The organism is Flavobacterium macrobrachii (assembly GCF_014486675.1).
GTDB classification, from domain to species: Bacteria; Bacteroidota; Bacteroidia; order Flavobacteriales; family Flavobacteriaceae; genus Flavobacterium; species Flavobacterium macrobrachii.
Map to the genome: position 1 here is coordinate 1 of NZ_JACTAC010000062.1, position 21,465 is coordinate 21,465.

At 31.4% G+C, this 21,465-nt stretch carries 19 protein-coding genes, 1 tRNA gene and 1 pseudogene; 18 read left to right on the forward strand and 3 right to left on the reverse strand.

Features of this window, described 5'->3' with window-relative positions; all coding sequences use genetic code 11:
- Positions 1-107: 107 nt before the first annotated feature.
- A tRNA-Gly gene (locus IAI56_RS12390) sits at positions 108-183 on the reverse strand.
- 168 nt (positions 184-351) lie between these two features.
- Between IAI56_RS12390 and IAI56_RS12395 the strand changes: the two genes are divergently transcribed.
- Both IAI56_RS12395 and IAI56_RS12400 read left to right on the forward strand, forming a co-directional pair.
- Positions 352-789: a GNAT family N-acetyltransferase gene (locus IAI56_RS12395; protein ID WP_187658173.1), complete on the forward strand. Its 438-nt coding sequence runs from the start codon at positions 352-354 to the stop codon at positions 787-789.
- A gap of 1 nt (position 790) precedes the next feature.
- Positions 791-2,374: a L,D-transpeptidase family protein gene (locus IAI56_RS12400; protein ID WP_187658174.1), complete on the forward strand. Its 1,584-nt coding sequence runs from the start codon at positions 791-793 to the stop codon at positions 2,372-2,374.
- Between the two features lie 4 nt (positions 2,375-2,378).
- Here IAI56_RS12400 and IAI56_RS12405 read toward each other — a convergent pair whose 3' ends face one another.
- Entirely contained in the window at positions 2,379-3,071 is a 693-nt protein-coding gene (locus tag IAI56_RS12405) for a murein L,D-transpeptidase catalytic domain family protein (RefSeq protein WP_187658175.1), read from the reverse strand.
- A 192-nt stretch (positions 3,072-3,263) separates the two neighbouring features.
- Between IAI56_RS12405 and IAI56_RS12410 the strand changes: the two genes are divergently transcribed.
- Both IAI56_RS12410 and gpmI read left to right on the forward strand, forming a co-directional pair.
- The gene (locus IAI56_RS12410) at positions 3,264-5,693 is read left to right on the forward strand and encodes a DUF5916 domain-containing protein (RefSeq protein WP_187658176.1); all 2,430 of its coding nucleotides are present in this window, start codon (positions 3,264-3,266) and stop codon (positions 5,691-5,693) included.
- A 91-nt stretch (positions 5,694-5,784) separates the two neighbouring features.
- Positions 5,785-7,302 (forward strand): 2,3-bisphosphoglycerate-independent phosphoglycerate mutase, encoded by a 1,518-nt coding sequence (gpmI, locus tag IAI56_RS12415; RefSeq protein ID WP_187658177.1) that lies wholly within the window; start codon positions 5,785-5,787, stop codon positions 7,300-7,302.
- Positions 7,303-7,440: 138 nt separating this feature from the next.
- Here gpmI and IAI56_RS12420 read toward each other — a convergent pair whose 3' ends face one another.
- Positions 7,441-8,712 carry an acetyl-CoA hydrolase/transferase family protein gene (locus IAI56_RS12420; RefSeq protein ID WP_187658178.1) on the reverse strand — a complete coding sequence of 424 codons (1,272 nt, stop codon included), beginning with the start codon at positions 8,710-8,712 and terminating at the stop codon, positions 7,441-7,443.
- 200 nt (positions 8,713-8,912) lie between these two features.
- Between IAI56_RS12420 and IAI56_RS12425 the strand changes: the two genes are divergently transcribed.
- The 14 genes and pseudogenes from IAI56_RS12425 to IAI56_RS12490 all read left to right on the forward strand — a co-directional run.
- Positions 8,913-9,578 carry a hypothetical protein gene (locus tag IAI56_RS12425; protein ID WP_204158732.1) on the forward strand — a complete coding sequence of 222 codons (666 nt, stop codon included), beginning with the start codon at positions 8,913-8,915 and terminating at the stop codon, positions 9,576-9,578.
- A 54-nt stretch (positions 9,579-9,632) separates the two neighbouring features.
- Positions 9,633-10,430, forward strand: a complete 798-nt coding sequence (locus tag IAI56_RS12430; RefSeq protein ID WP_187658179.1) for a DUF2490 domain-containing protein — start codon at positions 9,633-9,635, stop codon at positions 10,428-10,430.
- Positions 10,417-10,929 carry a mechanosensitive ion channel domain-containing protein gene (locus IAI56_RS12435; RefSeq protein WP_133533473.1) on the forward strand — a complete coding sequence of 171 codons (513 nt, stop codon included), beginning with the start codon at positions 10,417-10,419 and terminating at the stop codon, positions 10,927-10,929. Before IAI56_RS12430 ends, IAI56_RS12435 begins: the two co-directional genes overlap by 14 nt.
- An 85-nt stretch (positions 10,930-11,014) precedes the next feature.
- A complete protein-coding gene (locus tag IAI56_RS12440; RefSeq protein WP_187658180.1) occupies positions 11,015-11,647 on the forward strand; it encodes a leucine-rich repeat domain-containing protein in 633 nt (210 codons plus the stop codon).
- 10 nt (positions 11,648-11,657) lie between these two features.
- Positions 11,658-12,359: a TerC family protein gene (locus tag IAI56_RS12445; protein ID WP_187658181.1), complete on the forward strand. Its 702-nt coding sequence runs from the start codon at positions 11,658-11,660 to the stop codon at positions 12,357-12,359.
- Positions 12,360-12,367: 8 nt separating this feature from the next.
- Positions 12,368-13,042, forward strand: a complete 675-nt coding sequence (locus IAI56_RS12450) for a TetR/AcrR family transcriptional regulator (RefSeq protein ID WP_187658182.1) — start codon at positions 12,368-12,370, stop codon at positions 13,040-13,042.
- Between the two features lie 2 nt (positions 13,043-13,044).
- Positions 13,045-14,709: a peptidase domain-containing ABC transporter gene (locus IAI56_RS12455; protein WP_187658183.1), complete on the forward strand. Its 1,665-nt coding sequence runs from the start codon at positions 13,045-13,047 to the stop codon at positions 14,707-14,709.
- Positions 14,710-14,714: 5 nt separating this feature from the next.
- Positions 14,715-16,061 (forward strand): HlyD family secretion protein, encoded by a 1,347-nt coding sequence (locus tag IAI56_RS12460; protein ID WP_187658184.1) that lies wholly within the window; start codon positions 14,715-14,717, stop codon positions 16,059-16,061.
- A gap of 143 nt (positions 16,062-16,204) precedes the next feature.
- Positions 16,205-17,590: a TolC family protein gene (locus IAI56_RS12465; RefSeq protein WP_187658185.1), complete on the forward strand. Its 1,386-nt coding sequence runs from the start codon at positions 16,205-16,207 to the stop codon at positions 17,588-17,590.
- Positions 17,591-17,632: 42 nt separating this feature from the next.
- A complete protein-coding gene (gene map, locus IAI56_RS12470; protein WP_187658186.1) occupies positions 17,633-18,451 on the forward strand; it encodes a type I methionyl aminopeptidase in 819 nt (272 codons plus the stop codon).
- Between the two features lie 45 nt (positions 18,452-18,496).
- A complete protein-coding gene (locus tag IAI56_RS12475; protein WP_187658187.1) occupies positions 18,497-19,804 on the forward strand; it encodes an AAA family ATPase in 1,308 nt (435 codons plus the stop codon).
- Complete coding sequence (locus IAI56_RS12480) at positions 19,791-20,273, forward strand: hypothetical protein (RefSeq protein WP_187658188.1); 483 nt, start codon at positions 19,791-19,793, stop codon at positions 20,271-20,273. The genes IAI56_RS12475 and IAI56_RS12480 overlap by 14 nt, the downstream gene beginning before the upstream one ends.
- Positions 20,274-21,044: a class I SAM-dependent methyltransferase gene (locus tag IAI56_RS12485; RefSeq protein WP_187658189.1), complete on the forward strand. Its 771-nt coding sequence runs from the start codon at positions 20,274-20,276 to the stop codon at positions 21,042-21,044.
- Between the two features lie 65 nt (positions 21,045-21,109).
- Positions 21,110-21,451, forward strand: a pseudogene (locus IAI56_RS12490) (type IX secretion system plug protein); the annotation flags it as partial.
- Positions 21,452-21,465 lie beyond the last annotated feature (14 nt).

The window sequence follows — 21,465 nt, forward strand, 5'->3', positions numbered from 1 at the left end:
TTTGCAGTATGACTGGTTACCTAATCAACTTGACTTTTTCTTTAAGAAAATTCATAAACAGCTATTAAAAACAAAAAAACCTCAAACTTTCGTTTGAGGTTTTATTTTGGAGCGGAAGACGAGGCTCGAACTCGCGACAACCAGCTTGGAAGGCTGGAGCTCTACCAACTGAGCTACTTCCGCATTACAAATTGATATTTCTATCGTTTTGCGAGTGCAAATATAAAGAATAAGTTTCTTTGAATGCAAATTTTTTTTAATTTTTTTTATCAAAAAATCACTTCAATTTTATAAGTGATTTACATTTAAAAAGTTATATCTTTATTTTCCCTTAGAAAACTTTAAAATAAAATGATGAAAATTGAAGAAATCACTTTTCAGGAAACTTTTTCCGTGCGACATCCGGTTTTAAGAGCTGGAAAACCTATTGAAAGTTGCCATTTTGATGGCGATGATTTGGCTTCAACAAAACACTTTGGCATTTTTATTGACAACACGTTGGTCGGTGTAACTTCGTTATTCATGCAACATCATTCTTTTTTTAATCACAAAATTCAAATGCAAATGCGAGGCATGGCAGTTTTAAATTCACATCAAAAACAAGGTTTTGGAGAAAAACTGTTAGCAGCTTGTGAAAATTATTTGAGAAATGAAAAAATTAACCTACTTTGGTTTAATGCACGAGCAAACGCCGTTCCCTTTTATGAAAAATTGGACTATCAAATTATGGGTAAATCTTTTGAAATTGGCGACATCGGAACACATTTTGTGATGTACAAACAACTATAATATGAAACAACTTTTACTATTGATTTTAATTCTTTTTATGGTTTCGTGTAAAGATGAAACGGTAAAAAATACACCTCCAAAAAAAGTTGACGTTATCAAACGAGACAAACCCTATGAAGGCAAAATCATCAAAATTGATACGAGTTTGTATGCTAAATTTGAAAGTCCAGTTTTGGTGGATTTTTATGCAAAGTACAATCACGAAACGGTTTGGCAATCGACTGAATTTAGAAAAATCATTTTAAACGAATTCAAAAATGCCGAAAACGAAGGTCTTTTTTCCGATGATTATCGGTTTGAAAAACTGAACAAACTGGAGACAAAAATCAACAAACTTAGCGATAAAGAATTGGTTGATTATGACTTATTATTGACGTATAATCTTCAAAAATACATTTGGCACATTAGTCAGGGAAAATTAAATCCCAAAGGAATTTATGGTGATTGGGATTTAAAAGCTAAAAACACCGATGTTAACGTTATCCTTTTAAAAGCGTTCAAAGAAAACAAACTACAAACCGTTTTGGACAGTTGTAAACCGCAACATATTGTTTACAAACGACTAAAAAAAGCAATGGAAATTTTGAATAGTTTTCCAAAAGACACACTAAAAACCATTGTGGCATCTGAAAAAATAAATCCAAACGATACTACAAAAGTAATGCTTTCCATTAAACGAAGATTGATGTATTGGAACGATTTAAAACCACAAGATTCATTGACTAAAAATTATGACACTAAAACCGTTGAAGCCATAAAACGTTTTCAAACAAGACATGGTTTAGCTGCCGATGGCGTTATTGGCAAAGGAACTTTAAACGCTTTGAATTTTTCTAAAACTCGAAGAAAAAACCAGATTATGGCAAATTTGGAACGCTGGAAATGGTTTGCTACCGAAATGGGAAATGAATATCTAATCATAAATATTCCAGATTATAAATTGCGTGTTGTTGAAAATAACGATACGGTTATGACTCATAAAATTATTGTTGGAACTAACAAAAGAAAAACACCAATATTGAGTTCTAAACTAAGCTATGCTGTTTTTAACCCAACATGGACTGTTCCACCAACAATTTTAAAAGAAGATATTATTCCAGCAACGATAAAAAACAGAGGTTATTTAGCCAGCAAAAACATTACGGTTTATGACAACGCTGGAAATGTAATTTCGGCTAGCGATTGGAAAACGTCCAAAGCGAGAAGTTATCGCTATGTTCAAAGTCCTGGAAGTTTTAATTCACTTGGAATGGTGAAAATCATTTTCCCCAATAAATATTCGGTTTATCTTCATGATACGAATCACAGAGATTATTTTGAAAAATGGAATCGTTCTTTGAGTTCGGGTTGCGTTCGTGTGGAAAATCCTTTAGAATTGACTTCTTATTTATTAAAAGATACTTTGAATTATAATTTGGAAAAAATCACCGAAATTTTGAAAACAGGCGAAACTAAAAATGCTTCTATCAAAACTCCAGTTTATGTTCATCAATGGTATTGGACAGCTTGGAGTGAAGACAACATACTCATTTTCAGAGATGATATTTACAATCTCGACGATGATTTATTCAAAAAAATGAAGTGATTTTTTAGATAAACAAACTGCTTTTTGAAGGATGATAAATAAACAAACATGATCTTTCTTTAATCACGTTAATAATTTTTTTATTCATTTCAACAGGTAACGCAGGACAACCTTGACTTCTACCTAAACGTTTGTGGTTTTTAATAAAACTTTCCGAAACATAATCAGCACCATGAACTACAACTGCGCGTTCTCTTGCTTTGTCGTTCAAACCTTTTTGCAAACCGTCTAAACGTAGCGACAAACCGTGTTTTCCTATGTAAACTTCTGCAGTAGCATAAAATCCAAGGCTACTTTGAAATGATTCAGCTTTGTTCGAAAAATAATTCGCAAATTCTTCGCCTGTATTTTTTCCGTGAGCAACTAAAGTATTGAATAAAACTTCGTTTGTAGTTAAATCAATTACCCAAAGACGTTTGGTATTTGACGATTTAGAAAAATCAATTAGCGTCAAAATATCTTTGGTCACCAATCCTTTTTCTTTCAATTTATAAAATCCTTCTAATGCAATAGAAAAACTCTCAAAGCTTGGTTTTTTGTCAGAATTTATATTTAATTCATTGTAGGAAGAAATCACTTTAGAACCAGGTAACTTGATGGTTTCAGTGATATTCAAATTATTTTTAGGTTTGATTGATATATTACTAAACGATGTTAGTAATACAAACACAAAAAGAAAAAAAATCTTATAATTCATTGATAGTTATAGGTTTAATAATTAGACTTGGGATGGCAAATCTATAAAAAAAAATATAACTTCCAAAAAATCAATGATAAAGTTACACTTTTTTAATCTACTCTTAAGAGAACGATAATCGATACTTTTTTATTGTGTGATTATTGTGAAAATCAATTAAATACTTATTTTTGTTCGACAAACAGACTCTACATGCCAAAAACTTCATACATTTTTCTGCCTTTACTTTTATTTTCGTCTTTTATTTTTGGGCAAAAAAAAACGCTCCAAACCAAATTTATTACAGAGAAGATAAGTATTGATGCAAAACTTGACGAAGCTGCTTGGACTAATGCTGAGCTGGCAAATAATTTCATAGAAATATTTCCCACAAACGGTAAACCCGAAACTCCCGATAGAAAAAGTGAAGTTAGAATTCTGTATGACAACGAAGCTATTTATGTTGCTGCAAAACTTTACGACGATCCAACTAAAATAATGAAAGAATTAACCCAACGAGACAACTTTGTTTCAGCGGATCATTTTGGCGTTTGGTTCAACGGATATAACGATGGTCAACAGGAATTTCGTTTTTTTGTAAGTGCTTCAGGTGTTCAAATTGATGGTGTTTATACTGAAACCTTTGGCGAAGACTTTACTTGGGATGCTATTTGGGAAAGCGAAACTCAAATCACCGATTTTGGTTGGGTTGTGGAAATGAAAATTCCCTACGCAGCGTTACGTTTTTCAACAGAAAAAGTTCAAACTTGGGGCTTAAACCTTTATAGAGAGGTTCGTCGAGATAGGCAACAATTTACTTGGAGTTTACTCGATAACAAAATTGTAAACGAAAGTACTCAAGCAGGATTATTGACTGGAATTGAAAATATTGAAACACCTACTCGATTGTTTTTAATTCCCTATTCTTCTTTTTATTTGAATGCCAATAAAACCCAAAAAACCATTGGCGAATTCAAAGGTGGATTGGATATAAAATATGGTATCAACGATGCTTTCACACTTGATGCTATTCTTATTCCAGATTTTGGTCAAACAAAATTTGATAATGTAGAACTAAATCTTAGTGCATTCGAACAACAATTTGTAGAAAACAGACCATTTTTTACCGAAGGAACCGATTTGTTTAACAAAGGAAATTTACTTTACACTCGAAGAATTGGCGGCGAACCATCAACGTATCCTACAACTGGCGATGACGAAGAAGTAACTGATTATCCTTTGACGGTAAATTTACTAAATGCATTAAAGATTTCCGGACGAACCAAAAGCGGTTTGGGAATTGGAGTTCTAAACGCTGTTACCGAAAAAACCGAAGCTACCGTAAAAAAAACAATCACAAATCCAGATAATTCGATTACTACAGAAAACCGAAATGTCGTTGTAGAACCTTTGGCTAATTTTAACGTATTAGTTTTAGACCAACGTTTTAATCAAAATTCGTCGGTTTCGTTAGTAAATACTAATGTTACCCGAAACGGAGAATTTCGCGATGCTAATGTTTCAGCTTTAGTTTGGGATTTAAATACCACTCAAAACACTTACAACCTTTCAGGAAATTACAAATACAGTTACATTAACGAATTTGGAAATCAAGACAATAGAAAAGGCTACGACAGTTATTTAAACTTTAGAAAAACCAGCGGAAAATATCGCTTTAGCTTGGCTGGACAATATGTTTCTGACGATTATGACAACAACGATTTAGGGATTAATTTTCAAACCCATTATCATTCCGTTTATGGAAATGTAAATTATCGAATATTAAAACCAAATGAATTATTTAATTCATTTACTGCTGGATTAACGCAATATTATGAATTTGACAACAGAACCGGAATGTTGCAAGCCAACCGATTAAATCTATTATTCAATACCGAAAACAAGAAAAATGATTTCCTTGGTTTTGCTATTAACACAAGGCCTTTCGTTACCTACGATTTCTATGAACCGCGCTCAGAAAACGAAAAAAGATTTGTTCAAATTCCTGAGCAAATTCAGTTTTATTTCTTCTTATCACAAAACTACAATCGAAAACTTGCCATTGATTTCAATCCTTATTTCACTTTCTTAAATGAAAGAGAAAGAGTTGTTTATAATATATTTTTTAGCCCGAGATATAGAATAAACGACAAAATCACGATTATTTATGGATTGACTTACAACCGACAAAACAATAACACAGGTTGGGTTGCTTTTGACGATGATGACAACACTATTTTTGCCCGAAGAAACCGAATTAGTGTTACCAATACCATTCAAGGAAAATATACTTTGAATAATAAGATGAACTTCAATTTATTGGTAAGACACTATTGGTCGTATGTTACCAATAAGCGATACCTAACTTTATTAGATGACGGAACTTTTGCAGACAATTTTGCTTTTACTGAAAATTTAAACCAAAATTTCAACACTTGGAACTTGGATTTATCTTATTCTTGGTGGTTTGCGCCAGGAAGTCAAGTTTCGGTGATGTACAGAAATAGTTCGTCCTTATTTTCAAGAGAATTTGACCGAAGTTTCAATACTAATTTGAAAGATGCTATTGACAACAATAATCTAAACCATATCTTTTCCGTAAGTCTTCGTTATTTTATTGATTACAATTCTTTGAAAAAATAACGTTTTCGTTAGTATCTTTTTCAAAAAAACAACAGCTTTTTAACGGACAAAAAACCGTAAATGATTTACCTTTGTTCAAAACATTTTTTAAATGAACAAGAAAGTAATCCTTATGATTTTGGACGGTTGGGGAAAATCACCCGATCCAAAAGTTTCTGCAATAGACAATGCCAATGTTCCGTTTATAAACTCACTTTATACTCAATATCCAAATGCACAACTTCGAACCGATGGTTTAAACGTAGGTTTACCCGAAGGTCAAATGGGAAATTCCGAAGTTGGACACATGAATCTTGGTGCGGGAAGAATCGTATATCAAGATTTGGCAAAAATCAATTTGGCTGTTGCCAATAAAACGATGTCTCAGGAAAAACCGCTGATTGATGCGTTTCAATATGCTAAAGACAACAACAAAGCCGTTCACTTTTTAGGATTAGTTTCCGATGGTGGCGTTCATTCGCATACGTCTCATTTAAAAGGCTTGATTGATGCTTCACAAACTTTTGGACTTGACAAAGTTTACATTCACGCTTTTACTGATGGTCGCGATGTTGATCCAAAATCAGGAAAAGGTTATCTTCAAGATTTAGAAAATTACATTCAAAATACAACAGCAAAAATCGCTTCGGTTATTGGCAGATATTATGCTATGGATAGAGACAAACGCTGGGAAAGAGTAAAACTAGCTTATGATTTATTAGTAAACTCAATTGGAAAACACACAACAAATGCAGTTGAAAGCATCCAACAAAGTTATGATCAAAATATAACCGATGAATTTATCGAACCATTGGTTGTAGTTGATGAAAACAACAAGCCTTTGGCTAAAATTGAAGAGGATGATGTTGTTATTTTCTTTAACTTTAGAACAGACAGAGGAAGAGAATTAACCGAGGCGTTGTCGCAAAAAGATTTCCACGAATTCAATATGCACAAAATGAATTTGTATTATGTCACAATGACTAATTATGATGATACCTATTCTAATGTTCATGTGATTTATGACAAAGACAATATTACAGAAACACTTGGAGAAGTTTTGGAAAAAGCGGGAAAAAAACAAATCCGCATTGCGGAAACTGAAAAATATCCACACGTGACGTTTTTCTTTTCTGGCGGAAGAGAAGTTCCATTTGAAGGTGAAACACGCATTTTGAGAAATTCTCCAAAAGTAGCTACGTATGATTTACAACCCGAAATGAGTGCGTTTGAATTAAAAGATGCTTTGGTTCCTGAATTACAAAAAGGTGAAGTTGATTTTGTTTGCTTGAATTTTGCTAATGGCGATATGGTTGGTCATACCGGAATTATGGAAGCTGCCATCAAAGCCTGTGAAGCAGTTGATGTTTGTGTAAAAGAAGTTGTAGAAACCGCTTTGGCAAATAATTATACAACCATTATTATTGCCGATCACGGAAATTGCGAAACGATGATTAATCCAGATGGAAGTCCGAATACTGCACACACAACCAATCCTGTACCGATAATTATGGTTGACAATGACCCAATTCAAGTAAGAGATGGTGTTCTTGGCGATGTTGCTCCAACGATTTTGGAATTGATGGGAATTGAAAAACCAGCAGTTATGACTGGAAAATCGTTATTGTAAATTTTGATTTTACAAAAGACAAAAACTATTTAGCCCTGATTGCAGTGTAAATAAAATATGCTTCCATTGTTTGGAAGCATTTTTTATTGTAACGAAAAGCAGGAATAGGGAATCCAAAAAGTCCCAAACGACTCGCTCCTATTTATTTATCAGGTCAAAATAGCTTTTTTCGATGCTTTCTTGATGATTTGGATGGGCAATTTTAACTAATTCTGACACTCGTTGTTTTAGGGTTTTGCCATACAAATTGGCAATTCCATTTTCGGTAATGATGTATTGCGCATGAGAACGAGTCGTTACAACTCCTGCGCCTTGTTTCAAGAATGGAACGATGCGACTTTCGCCTTTTTTAGTAATTGACGGCAAAGCAATAATGGCTTTTCCGCCTGGACTTAATGATGCGCCACGAATAAAATCCATTTGTCCGCCAACGCCAGAATACATTTTGGCACCAATAGAATCGGCACAAACTTGTCCAGTTAAATCGACTTCGATAGCTGAATTAATGGCGACCATTTTTGGGTTTTTACGAATTCGAGCTGTGTCGTTAACCATCGACGATTCTTTCATTTCGATGAACGGATTATCGTTTACAAAATCATACAATCGCTTGGAACCAATTAAAAATGTTGCCAAAGCTCGACCGCGAAGTGTTCCTTTATAATTACAATTGATAACGTCACTTTCTATCAGATCAATCACTCCATCGGAAAACATTTCGGTATGTAATCCTAAATCTTTATGGTTTTTCAACTTGCTCAACGCTGCGTTTGGAATAGAACCAATTCCCATTTGAAGTGTGCTTCTGTCTTCAATTAACGAAGCAACATATTCGCCAATTTTTTCTTCTTCTTTTGAAAAAGCAGCAACCGGATGTTCATGTATTGGCAGATTGACTTCAACTAAATAATTGATTTCGGAAACATGCAGAATTCCGTCACCAAAGGTTCGTGGCATTTGTGGATTGACTTGTGCTATGACAATTTTGGCATTTTCAATAGCGGCAACGGTTGCTTCGACAGAAACACCAAGCGAACAATATCCGTGAATATCCGGTGGCGAAACATGAATGAACGCAACGTCAATTGGCAAGACATTTTTTCGAAAAAGATTGGGCAATTCACTCAAAAAAACTGGTGTATAAGAACCATTTCCAGCGGTTAACGTGTGTCGAACATTGGCACCGATAAAAAAGGAATTGACGTGAAAACTTTCGGCTAATTCAGGATTTGCATAAGGTGCATCGCCTTCGGTGTGAAGATGACAAACCTCAACATTGCGTAACTCGGCTGCTCTATTAGCAAGTGCTTTGGTTAAAACGGTAGGTGTTGCTGCAGCTGCTTGAACGTAAACTCTATCATTAGACTTTACCACTTTTACAGCTTCATCAGCGGTAACATATTTGCTCATATTTTTATTTTTTGTAAAATTATTGAGATTATCATTTTAAAAATATGACAATTCTCATAGAAATTGAACAAAACAAATTATAAATAAAAGTTAAAATCTCAAAAATAATAGTAATACTATTATCTTTGTATTAATTAATTTCAAAATTAAAAGTTTAGCTAAATTATTTTAAAGAAGTACTAACATTAAATTTAAAAAAAATGAAAATTAGAAAAACCTTATTTTTAGCACTTGTAACTGGAACATTCCTTATTTCTTGTAATCAATCAAAAGAAGAAAAAAAAGAAGAAGTAAAAAATCAAGTTACAAAAACTTCGGATGAAGTTCAAAAAGTAATTGATGAACTTGGATTGGTTTATGTTGAAGAAGGTGCACAAACCATCATCACTTATGAGGAAGTAAACAAAGCGCAACAAGATTGGTGTGATGCACTGGTTAAAATTGGAAAACTAAAGGAAGAAGGTGGCGATTACAAATCGTTTGCTGAACAAGTCTTATCTGATGCTTACAATTATGATTATGGAAAAGTTTTTTTCAAACCAACATTGGCTTATGGAGATCAAACTTTTAGAAATGACAAAAAAGGTGCTTTAGCATACTTTATTGGTGGCGATGCTGATTATCCAAATGATAAAGGATTTGCACTAACGCCATGGGTAAAAGCAAGATATGATAATGCAGGAAAAAACAACGAAGGCATTCAAATTTATGGTTCTATTGCAATAACCATGGGTAATGTTTGGGTAACCGACAAAAACGGTAAAGAAGTAATGGTTGATAAAACTTGGGTTTTCAAAAAAGGAAAAGATGGTAAACTAAGAATAATAGTTCACAAATCATCATTGCCTTTTTCTCCAACAAAATAAGAAATAAATTGGGCTAATTCATTTTAGTGGATTAGCCCTAAATTTTTATAAACTATGAAACAATTTTACTTTTTAACTTTTATTTTACTATTTTCATTTAACAACCTATTTGCTCAAAACAATCGTAAAATAGAGCGAAATGATATTAGCTGGTACAACTATTTTGGTACTTTCAAATTGAATGAAAAATACAGTATTCATAGTGAATATCAACTTCGAAGAGACAATTTTATTACAGATAAACAGCAAAGTTTGCTTCGATTGGGAGTAAATTATCAACTAAATCCTAAAGTGCAATTTCGACTTGGCTATGCTTGGATAGAAACCTATGCATATGGTGAAACACCAATAAACGGAATGGGAAAAGATTTTACTGAACATCGAACTTTTCAGATGGTAACATTAATCGATAAAATTTCAAAAATAGATATTTCACATCGATTTATGCTTGAACAACGATGGGTTGGACGTTATTCAAATATTGATTTATCGAGCGAAGATGAATTTCCCTTATTGAACCGACTTCGATACATGATTAGACTTCAACTACCTTTAAAAGGCGATAAGATTGAAAACAAAACTCCTTATGTTGCTGCTTACAATGAACTTTTCATTGGATTTGGAAAAAATGTAAATGAAAATATTTTCGATCAAAATAGAATTGGTTTATTATTTGGTTATCGATTTAATAATACACTTCGAATTGAAGCAGGTTATCTAAATCAAACACTACAACTTAGTAGAGAAGTAAATAACCAAAATGTTTATCAAAACAATAATGGATTTATCGTCAACACTAACTTCAACTTTGATTTGTCTAAAAAAAAACAAGTAAAAAATGAAACCATTTGATATTCGTGTAATTGAAACCGTAATTGTAATCGTTGCCTATATAGTTTGTTTCTTTATGACAAAGGTTACAGTAAATAAATTTTTAAAAAACACACAACTACAAAGAGGTAGAAGAAAAATAATGATAAAAGCGTTTAACTTAATTTCTTTATTTGCTGCAATTTTACTTATAGGAGCAATTTGGGGATTAAAACAAAATCAAATAGCACTTTTTACTAGTACTATTTTAACCGCTCTTGGTATTGCATTTTTTGCTCAATGGTCTTTATTATCAAATATTACATCAAGTATTATTCTTTTTTTTAATCATCCGTTGAAAATTGGTGATACCATAGAAATTTTAGACAAAGATTACACAATTGAAGGAGAGATTTCAGATTTAACATATTTTTTTGTTCATTTAAAATTATCAAATGAAAAAATTATTACAATACCAAATTCTTTAATTCTACAAAAGTCTGTTGCTGTTATTGAAAAAACAAAAGTTAAAACAAAGTGAAAATAATAGTATGAAACCATATATTAATAGTTTTACTATTATATTTGCACTTACATTTATTGTTGAACACTAAAACATATCAATCATGAAAAAATTAAATTACACTTTCGCATTTATATTTTTGATCTCTAATATGATTTTTGGTCAAGACAATGAAAAGAATAAAGAATTTAATTCTTTGAGCGAAGCACTCAAAAATCCTGAAAAAGTTATTAGGTTAAATCTTAGCAATCAAGAAATCAATGTAACCGATGAACAATGGTTGCAGTTTATTAATCTAGAATATCTTACTTTAAAAAACGATCGATTAAAGCAAATACCAATAGCAATAACCAAAATTAAATCACTAAAAGTATTGGATTTAAGTGGGAACGATTTCATAAAATTACCAGAAGAAATTTCTAACTTAACCAACCTTGAAGAAATCTATTTGAATGATGAAAAGAACATGAATCTACCAAAAACATTATCAACTTTAGCAAAACTACCCAATTTAAAAACATTACATCTTGAAAACGATAATTTATCGAAATTACCAAATGAAATTTTAGAATTTAAAAGTTTAGAAAACTTATACCTTAATCAGAATAAATTTAAAAAAATTCCTGAAATACAAACCTTGGACCATTTAAAATATCTTGATTTAAAAGGAAACGATATTAAACCAGAATTACAAGACATGAAAAATTTAAACTTTGGATTTAAAATAAATTTCTAAAACAAACAATATGATAGACGCTTTAATACCTTTAATTTCATTAATTGCACTCGAAGTAATCCTAGGAATTGATAACATCATTTTTATTTCCATTCTTGCTGATAAACTACCCGAAAGCCAAAGAAATAAATTGCGATTTTGGGGAATTGGATTGGCTATGGTAATGCGATTGGCTTTACTTGCTTTCATTTCATGGATTTTAAAATTAGATAAAACGCTATTTTCACTTTTTGAAATCGACTTTACAGGAAAAGGTTTGATTTTAATTTTAGGTGGTTTATTTTTAATTTATAAAAGTACCAAAGAGATTTATCACAAAACAGAAATTGCCAATTCACATGAAAATGAGCTTCCAAAAAAAGGAAGTTTTAAAAAACTTTTAGGCGAAGTTATACTACTGGATTTAGTTTTCTCAGTCGATTCTATTATTACAGCAGTAGGAATGGTTGATGAACTTTGGGTGATGTACACAGCAGTAATTGTTACCGTTATTATTATGTTATTTGCCTCTAAACCTATCAGCGAATTCATTTCAAAACATCCATCGTTTAAAATATTAGCACTTTGTTTTCTGATGATGATTGGAGTTTCACTTATTGCAGAAGGTTTCCACTTTGAAATCCCTAAAGGTTACATCTATTTCTCTATGGCTTTTGCCTTTTTGGTAGATGTTATTCAAATGAAAACAATGCCGAATAAAACAAAAAAATAGTTAATATCATGCAAAATATTCTTTCAAATATCACAATCACTGTAAACCCTAAATTATTTGTCAAAAACCCTGAAACATCGGATTTAGGAAAAAAAATCATTAGCCAGAGCATTATTTTAATCAACGAAATTGGCTTTGAAGATTTTACATTTAAAAAGCTTGGCGAAAAAATTGGTTCCAACGAAAGTTCTATTTATCGTTATTTTGAAAGTAAACACAAATTATTACTATATTTATGTTCTTGGTATTGGGCATGGATGGAATACAGAATGCTTTTTTCAATAACTAATATTAATGATCCAATGGAAAAGTTAAAAAGAGCAATCACAATTGTAACAGAAAAAGTTGATGATGATACCAAAACACAACATATAAATGAGGCTGTTTTAAACCAAATAATCATTGCAGAATTCACCAAAACGCTTTTAACCAAAGAAGTAGATGAAGAAAATAAAGAAGGTTTCTTTTTAGTGTATAAAAGTGTAATAAATAGATTAATCACAATTATTGAAGAAGTAAACCCAAACTATTCTTTTTCAAAAAGTTTAGCCTCGTCTATTGTTGAAGGTTCGTTGCACCAACATTTTTTAAAAGACCATTTAAAATCGATAACCAATTGCAATGAAAATAATTCTCCAACTGATTTTTACATTGAACTTGCCTACAAAACATTAAAGAAATAAAGATGAAATTAACTGCCGTACAAAGAACAATCAATTTATTAAAACTGGATAAAAAAGACATTATCCAAGTTATTTTCTATGCCATTTTTGCCGGATTAGTGAGTTTATCTCTTCCACTTGGAATACAAGCAATTATTAATTTAATCCAATCTGGACGCGTTAGTATTTCTTGGATTGTATTGGTTTTTATTGTAATTATTGGTGTTGCATTAGCCGGAATATTATCGTTAATGCAACTTCGAATTACTGAAAATTTACAACAAAAAATCTTCGTTCGTTCCTCTTTTGAATTTGGTTTTAGACTTCCTAAAATAAAGTCAGAAGAATTATACGACGAATATCCGCCAGAATTGGCCAATCGCTTTTTTGACACTCTAACCATTCAAAAAGGAATTTCCAAATTATTGATTGATTTTTCAACAGCTATACTTCAAATTCTGTTTGGAATTATATTGCTATCATTTTACCATACCTTTTTTATATTATTTGGTGTTTTCTTAATTATTTTACTTTATATTATTTTCAAGTTCTCTTTTAACTCAGGATTATCAAGTAGTTTAAAAGAATCCAAATACAAATATAAAGTTGTAAGTTGGCTACAAGAAATCGCTCGAAATAACCTCAGTTTTAAGAAAGCAACCAATTTTGACTTTGCATTAAGTAAAAACGATCATATGGTTTCAGAATATATTAATTACAGAGAAAAACACTTTAGTGTAATTAAAAGACAATACACACAACTTATCATTTTCAAAATTATAATTACTGCAGGATTACTATTCATTGGTGGTTATTTAGTTTTAAATCAAAAAATGAATATTGGACAATTCGTAGCAGCTGAAATCATTATTTTATTGGTTATCAATTCAGTAGAAAAAATAATTATTGGATTAGAAACACTTTATGATGTATTAACAGCAGTTGAAAAAATTGGACAAATAACCGATTTAGAAATTGAGGAATCATCAACATCAAATGCTGATTTTTGTTACACCAACATTCAATTGGTAACAGAAAACATGAGTTACAAATTCCCCGATTCAACTGATTTTGTTTTAGAAAAAATTAATTTAACGATAGAACAATCCGAAAAAATATATCTTGACGGCTTAAATGGTTCTGGAAAAACTACACTTATTCGAGTACTTTCGGGATTATTACAACCAACATCGGGTTCGTATTATATAAACGACGATACCTATAGAAAAATTGACCTTGATCATTTCCGTTCTCAAATTAGCACTATTATGAATGGCGAAACACCATTTGAAGGAACAATTCAAGAAAACATCACTTTCAATAATCCATTAATAACTCAAGAAGATATAAAATGGGCAATCGATAGTGTAAAACTAGGCGATTTTATAAAATCATTACCTAATGGACTTGATACTAAAATTTCTCCCGAAGGAAAACAACTTTCTTCATCAAACGCCCAAAAAATATTAGTTGCAAGAAGCATCATTAGCAAACCAAAAATTCTTTTCTATGAAGATGTACTTGACAAAATGGATGCCGATGCTGCAAACGAAATCATCAATTTTATTACTTCCGATAAAAATAAATGGACATTAGTAGTAACTTCTAAAAACGAAAATTGGAAAGCTAAATGCAATCGAGTTCTAAAAATGAGCGAAGGAAAAATCATCAACGATATTAAAATCTAATCAACATGCTTAACATTTCAAATAACAACAAAATCAATGAAAATATTGAAAAGTACAGCACTTATAAAAACCTAAGTGAACGACCTCATTATAAAATTTTGAACAAAATTATTATTAGAGTTTCGCTGCTTGCATTAGTATTTTTGTTTTTACCATGGACACAAAATATTTCGGGAACTGGTGCAGTTACTACTTTAAAACCCGATCAACGTCCACAAACCATTCATACTGCAATAGCTGGAAGAATTGAAAAGTGGTATGTAAAAGAAGGCGATTTTGTAAAAAAAGGAGATACAATTCTTTTCATTTCAGAAACAAAAGAAGATTACCTTGACCCAAATTTAGTACAAAACACCGAAAGCCAACTCAAAGCAAAAGAAATGGCACAACAATCCTATGGAGGAAAAGTAACTACTTTATCATCACAAATAGTAGCTATTCAAAATGAAAGAAACTTAAAACTTGAACAAGCACGAAACAAAATCCGACAGTCTATTCTAAAAGTAAAAAGTGACAGCATGGATCTAATTGCTGTAAAAACACAAGTAAGAATTGCTAATACACAATTCAACCGTTCTTCAACTCTCGAAAAAGAAGGATTGAAAGCAGTAGTAGATGTCGAAGAAAAAAGACTAAAACTTCAAGATGTTGAAGCCAAAATAATAACACAAGAAAATAAATTATTAACCAGCAAAAACGAATTGATTAATGCTAAGGTAGAAATCAATAGAATAATAGCAGAATATAACGAAAAAGAACAAAAAGCACGAAGTGATCAATATACAGCATTGAGTAACCAGTTTGACACCGAAGCACAAGTAAACAAACTCAAAAATCAGTACAACAACTACAAAATCCGAAACGGAATGTATTACATAAAAGCACCACAAAGCGGATATGTAAACCGTGCATTACAATCGGGAATTGGAGAAACTATAAAAGAAGGCACACAAATCGTAAGCATCATGCCATCAAAATACGACATTGCTGTAGAAACCTACGTCAGTCCAACCGATTTACCGTTAATTCACAAAGGCGAAAAAGTTAGGATTTGGTTCGACGGTTGGCCAACAATTGTCTTTTCTGGCTGGCCAAATATGTCCTATGGAACTTTTGGAGGAAAAATCGTAGCCGTTGAAAACTTCATCAGTCCAAATGGAAAATTTAGAGTTCTAATTGCACCAGACGAAAAAGAAGAAGCTTGGCCAAAACAAATCAGCATTGGTTCTGGCGCACAAACACTTGCATTATTAGACAACGTTCCAATTTGGTTTGAAATTTGGCGAACCTTGAACGGATTTCCACCAAATTATTATCAACCCAAAGGAGAAACCACAACAGAGAAAAAATAATTTTTTTTAGAAACGAATGGCTTGCGCATTTTTGCAATCCATGTTCCTGCTCTCGTCAGTCGCTTTAACTTATTTAATCAATAAGTTAAGAGCTCCAACAATGACGAGATCAGGGTTAAAACACAATCAAAAGGCAACAAAATATGAATTTAAAATCACTACTACTTTTACTATTCACCACTTGGGTTGTTGCTCAAGAAAACAACCTTCAAGAACTCACCTTCAATGAGTATTTGGGTTATGTAAAAAAATACCATCCGTTAGTAAAAAGCGCAGGTTTAGAAATCAACCAAGCACAAGCCAATTTGATGATGGCACGCGGTGGATTTGATCCTAAAATCGAAGTTGATTTTGAACAAAAAAAATTCAAAGACAGCGAATATTATTCGATATTAAACAGTAGTTTTAAAATCCCAACTTGGTACGGAATAGAAGTAAAAGCCGGATTTGATAACAACGAAGGCATTTATCTAAATCCAGAAAACACCGTTCCAAACCAAGGTTTAACATCCTTCGGAATTTCAGTTCCAATAGGACAAGGTTTGTTTATCAATCAACGAATGGCCGACTTGAGAAAAGCCAAAATACAACTAAACCTCAGTCAAGCAGAGAGAAATTTAATGGCAGTTGCTGTACTTTATGATGCGTCTGTTGCTTATTTCAATTGGAAAAGAAACCATAATGAAGTTAAACTATATGAAAACTATTTATCCAATGCTCAAATTCGTTTTAATGGAGTTTCAAGATTAATAAAAGAAGGTGATAAACCTGCTATTGATAGCGTTGAAGCTGGAATAATTGTTAGAAATCGCAAATTGAGTTTAGAAGAATCAAAACTTAAACTTACAAAGTCCAAATTGGAGTTAGCAAATTTTCTTTGGTTGGAAAACAATGTTCCGTTAGAATTACAAGAAAATATCATCCCCGAAGAAAAACTCGAATTAACCATTAGAGAAACACTTCGAACAAACGAATTGATGATGACACCATCACTAGAAAATCATCCAAAAATCAATGCGCTTGAAAACAAAATACAAATGCTCGATGTGGAAAGAAAATTGAAAGCTAATATGCTTCTGCCCAAAATTGACTTGGGTTATTCCTATCTTTCTGAACCAAGCTACATTGACAACAACCGTTTTCAAGATTATAAAGTTGGTGTAAATTTTGCGTTTCCAATATTTCTTAGAAAAGAAAGAGGAAGTTTAAAACTTACAAAAATAAAATTGCAAAATGCACAATTCGATTTAGATTTGGAACGTGTTCAATTGAAAAATAAAATCAATGCTCAACAAGCAGAAATCACTTCATTAGAAAAACAAAAAAACTATATTGATGAATTGGTAACTGACTACAGTACAATGCTCAACTCCGAAGAAAGACTTTTTTCATTTGGCGAAAGCTCAATTTTTTTGATTAATAGTCGCGAAAATAATTTGGTTTCCGCTCAACTATCACAGCTTTCCATCGAAAATAAATTTTTTGAATCCAATGCTTCGTTGTTCAAAATCATGGCTAATCCGGAATAATGATTAAAAATAACTACTTTTGCACACTGAAAAATTAGAAAAATGATTATTCCAAAAACCTCAGAAGAGATTGAATTGATGCGCAAAAGTGCTTTATTGGTTTCTAAAACCTTAGGCATGATTGCTACCGAAATAAAAGAAGGTGTTACTACTTTAGAACTCGATAAAAAAGCCGAAGAATTTATTAGAGACAACGGTGGAATTCCGGGATTTCTTGGACTTTATGGTTGTCCGTCAACATTGTTAACTAGCGTTAATGAGCAAGTTGTTCATGGTTTACCAACCAATCGTCCTATCGAAGATGGCGATGTTGTTTCGGTAGATTGTGGTGTTTTGATGAATGAATTTTATGGCGACCACGCTTATACTTTTGAAATTGGAAATGTTGCTCCAGAAACAAAAAAGCTGTTACAAGTAACCAAAGAAAGTCTCTATATCGGAATTCGTGAATTTAAAGCCGGAAATCGTGTAGAAGATGTTGGAAATGCTATTCAAAAATACACCGAAAGTTTTGGCTATGGTGTTGTTCGCGAGTTAGTTGGTCACGGATTAGGAAAGAAAATGCACGAAGGTCCAGAAATGCCAAACTACGGAAAACGCGGTCGCGGAAAACTATTTGTCGAAGGAATGGTTGTTGCCATCGAACCGATGATTAACATGGGAACCAAAAACATCAAAACCCTAAAAGATAACTGGACGATTGTTACTGCCGACAAAAAACCAAGTGCGCATTTTGAACATAATGTAGCTTTAGTCAATGGAAAACCCGAATTACTTTCTACATTTCAATATATTTATGATGTTTTGGGAATTGTGAGTAATGAGGAAGATGAATTCCGTCAGAAAGCATTAAACATATAGATAAAGATTAAATTCAAATTCAATATATTTACATAAAATTTTACAATGAAAATAAAACTTCAAAATATTGGAATAATTGAAGAAGCCGATATTAATGTTGATGGTATAACTTTAATTGCAGGGCAAAACGACTCTGGAAAAAGTACTGTTGGTAAGGTTTTATATGCTTTAATCAGAGGCGTAAATATTGACGAAGATAGATTTAACTCATCTAAATCTGAATTTGTTCGAAATAAAATTAAAGCTGTTCGAAATTTATTATTAAGAACTAAGCCAACAGAAGCACAAGATGAAGAAATTCAAAAAAGGTTTATTTTATCTTTTTTGGATAGACCAGACTCATTATTTGGTGATTTTGCATATCGAATAGATTTTGAGGATACTAAGAAAATTGAATTACTTTTATCAGATATAGAAAGCATAGATGATTTGTATGCCGATTATTCAAATAAAGCTTTTCAAATACAGCTTGGAACTATTCTAAACGACATAAAAAACCGTATTTCAATTTCGAGTGATTCAAATGAAGTTTTGCATTATGAATTGGAGTCTTTTTTTGAAAATGAATTTGGAAATCAAATAAAAAATAAATTTAAAAAAGGTATTTCCTATATAGAAATTGAGGGTAAAGTAGAAAAAAAAATAAACTTTGAAGAACCGATCTCTTTTTATGGATTTGAGACTAGCTCAAACTTTTATTACGATGAAGTATTTTTTATAGAATCACCTTTAAAATTAGAAAATCGAAATATTATTAGATTTAACAGTATTCTTCGTGACAAAAACTCACATTTAAATAACAAAATTTTTGAGCCAAAAAAAGAACAAGATATATTTTCCGATACAAGTAATAATACAGAAAAACTAAATTCAATTATTTCTGATGTAATAAAAGGTGATTTTCAATTTAATACAAAAAATCAGATAGTATATAAAAAGCAAGATGTAGAATTTGATTTAAGCAATGTTGCAACAGGAATAAAAAGTTTTGGTGTTTTACAATTATTACTCAAGAAAGATTTTTTAAATTCTAATACTCTATTAATTATAGATGAACCTGAAGTTCACTTACATCCAATTTGGCAAGTTAAATATGCTGAAATTTTAGTATTACTTTCAAAAGAATTTGCTATTCCTATTGTATTAACTTCCCACAGTCCTTATTTCATAGAAGCATTAGAAGCTTACACTAAAAAACATGAATATGAAAAGTCAACAAATTTTTATTTTGCAGAGAAAAATAAAGATGGATTGTCTTCCACTATTGTTGATGTAACACAAGACATATCGCCCATTTTAAGTTCAATTTCAGATGCTTTTTATACAATTCAAGATATAAATGATGAGAATTAAGGATATAGAAGATTTCTTTATTGCTAATGTTGTTAAAAGAGAATTTCGAATTTTATCATTTGACTCAAATAATAATGCATCCATTATTAATTCTTCTAAATTAAATTTTGATTTTGATGAAATCAATAAAAAAATAAAAACTTCGGATACTATTTTTTTTAAAGATGGCAAAGTAATATTTGTTGAATTCAAGAGAGGGAAAATTCCTGATACAGATTTTAGGTTAAAAGCAACAGAAAGCATTATATCATTTTACAATTATGTTTTTTTAAATGGATTTAAAGATAGTTTATGTTTTCCAAGCGACTTGTTTCAAATCTACATAGTTTATGACAGAAATAATTGTACTCCAATCCGAGAAATGGCTATTTCATCTTCAGGAAGAAAATTACAAGTTGAATATAAACACTTTTTTTCAAAATATGAAGTTATTGACAATGATCGATTTCAAAAAATATTTAAAATCTAAATGAAAAAAGCATTCAAATTTATATTAAACACTATTCCAAGACCAATCCTTATTCGTTTGAGTATTGTGGTTCGTCCGATATTGGCATTTTTGTTAAAAGGAAATCGTTTTACAGATCCAATTGACGGTAAAAGTTTCCGAATGTTTTTGCCCTATGGTTATGGAACACAACGAAACAATGTTTTATCTCCAAGTACTTTATCCTTAGAAAGACATCGCTTACTTTGGTTGTATCTTCAAAATAAAACTGATTATTTTACTTCAAAAGAAAAGAAAAAAGTTTTACATTTTGCTCCTGAACAAGAATTTTACAAAAGGTTCAAAAAACAAACTAATATTGAATATACAACAACCGATTTACTTTCGCCGTTGGCAGATGTAAAAGCAGATATTTGTAATTTGCCGTTTGAAGACAACAGTTATGATATTATTTTTTGCAATCACGTTTTAGAACATATTCCTGATGACACTAAAGCGATGCAAGAATTATATCGCGTTTTAAAACCAGGTGGAATGGGAATCTTTCAAATTCCACAAGATTTATCAAGAGCAACAACTTTTTCAGATGATACAATTGTTGACCAAAAAGAACGTGCTAAAATTTTTGGACAATACGATCACGTTCGCGTTTATGGACGAGATTATTTTGACAAATTAAGAAGTATTGGTTTTAAAGTAGTTGAAGAAGATTATACCAATAAAATTTCAGCTGATTTAGTTGAAAAATACTGTTTGGCAAAAGGAGAAATTATTCCGATTTGCTTCAAATAATATACTTTTTTGGCACAATTTTAGTTAAAAAAATTACTATATTTACCATTCTGATTTTTTAAATTATGTCAAAAATATCAATCCTTTCGCTTCTATTTTTTTTTAGTAGTATAATTTCATTTGCTCAAGTAGAAAAAGAAATTACTCCACCATACAACATCAAAACAGTCACTTTTGTTCAAAATGATCAAAATACGATTCCAATTTTTAGGCTTGGAGATAGTTTTGAATTTCAATTCGATGACTTATATGGTACAGAAGCCAATTATTTTTACACTATTACGCATTGTGATTATGACTGGAAACCATCTCAATTAGTCAAAAACGAGTATTTGAATGGTTTTGATGACCAGAGAATTCAAGATTATTCAAATTCATTAACTACTTTACAACTTTATTCACATTACCCGTAGTGCATTAT

Excerpts from the sequence above, each read along its gene's own strand:
- IAI56_RS12395 (WP_187658173.1), top strand. The coding sequence starts at position 352 with ATGATGAAAATTGAAGAAATCACTTTTCAGGAAACTTTTTCCGTGCGA.
- IAI56_RS12400 (WP_187658174.1), top strand. The coding sequence starts at position 791 with ATGAAACAACTTTTACTATTGATTTTAATTCTTTTTATGGTTTCGTGT.
- IAI56_RS12405 (WP_187658175.1), bottom strand. The coding sequence starts at position 3,071 with ATGAATTATAAGATTTTTTTTCTTTTTGTGTTTGTATTACTAACATCG.
- IAI56_RS12410 (WP_187658176.1), top strand. The coding sequence starts at position 3,264 with ATGCCAAAAACTTCATACATTTTTCTGCCTTTACTTTTATTTTCGTCT.
- gpmI (WP_187658177.1), top strand. The coding sequence starts at position 5,785 with ATGAACAAGAAAGTAATCCTTATGATTTTGGACGGTTGGGGAAAATCA.
- IAI56_RS12420 (WP_187658178.1), bottom strand. The coding sequence starts at position 8,712 with ATGAGCAAATATGTTACCGCTGATGAAGCTGTAAAAGTGGTAAAGTCT.
- IAI56_RS12425 (WP_204158732.1), top strand. The coding sequence starts at position 8,913 with ATGAAAATTAGAAAAACCTTATTTTTAGCACTTGTAACTGGAACATTC.
- IAI56_RS12430 (WP_187658179.1), top strand. The coding sequence starts at position 9,633 with ATGAAACAATTTTACTTTTTAACTTTTATTTTACTATTTTCATTTAAC.
- IAI56_RS12435 (WP_133533473.1), top strand. The coding sequence starts at position 10,417 with ATGAAACCATTTGATATTCGTGTAATTGAAACCGTAATTGTAATCGTT.
- IAI56_RS12440 (WP_187658180.1), top strand. The coding sequence starts at position 11,015 with ATGAAAAAATTAAATTACACTTTCGCATTTATATTTTTGATCTCTAAT.
- IAI56_RS12445 (WP_187658181.1), top strand. The coding sequence starts at position 11,658 with ATGATAGACGCTTTAATACCTTTAATTTCATTAATTGCACTCGAAGTA.
- IAI56_RS12450 (WP_187658182.1), top strand. The coding sequence starts at position 12,368 with ATGCAAAATATTCTTTCAAATATCACAATCACTGTAAACCCTAAATTA.
- IAI56_RS12455 (WP_187658183.1), top strand. The coding sequence starts at position 13,045 with ATGAAATTAACTGCCGTACAAAGAACAATCAATTTATTAAAACTGGAT.
- IAI56_RS12460 (WP_187658184.1), top strand. The coding sequence starts at position 14,715 with ATGCTTAACATTTCAAATAACAACAAAATCAATGAAAATATTGAAAAG.
- IAI56_RS12465 (WP_187658185.1), top strand. The coding sequence starts at position 16,205 with ATGAATTTAAAATCACTACTACTTTTACTATTCACCACTTGGGTTGTT.
- map (WP_187658186.1), top strand. The coding sequence starts at position 17,633 with ATGATTATTCCAAAAACCTCAGAAGAGATTGAATTGATGCGCAAAAGT.
- IAI56_RS12475 (WP_187658187.1), top strand. The coding sequence starts at position 18,497 with ATGAAAATAAAACTTCAAAATATTGGAATAATTGAAGAAGCCGATATT.
- IAI56_RS12480 (WP_187658188.1), top strand. The coding sequence starts at position 19,791 with ATGATGAGAATTAAGGATATAGAAGATTTCTTTATTGCTAATGTTGTT.
- IAI56_RS12485 (WP_187658189.1), top strand. The coding sequence starts at position 20,274 with ATGAAAAAAGCATTCAAATTTATATTAAACACTATTCCAAGACCAATC.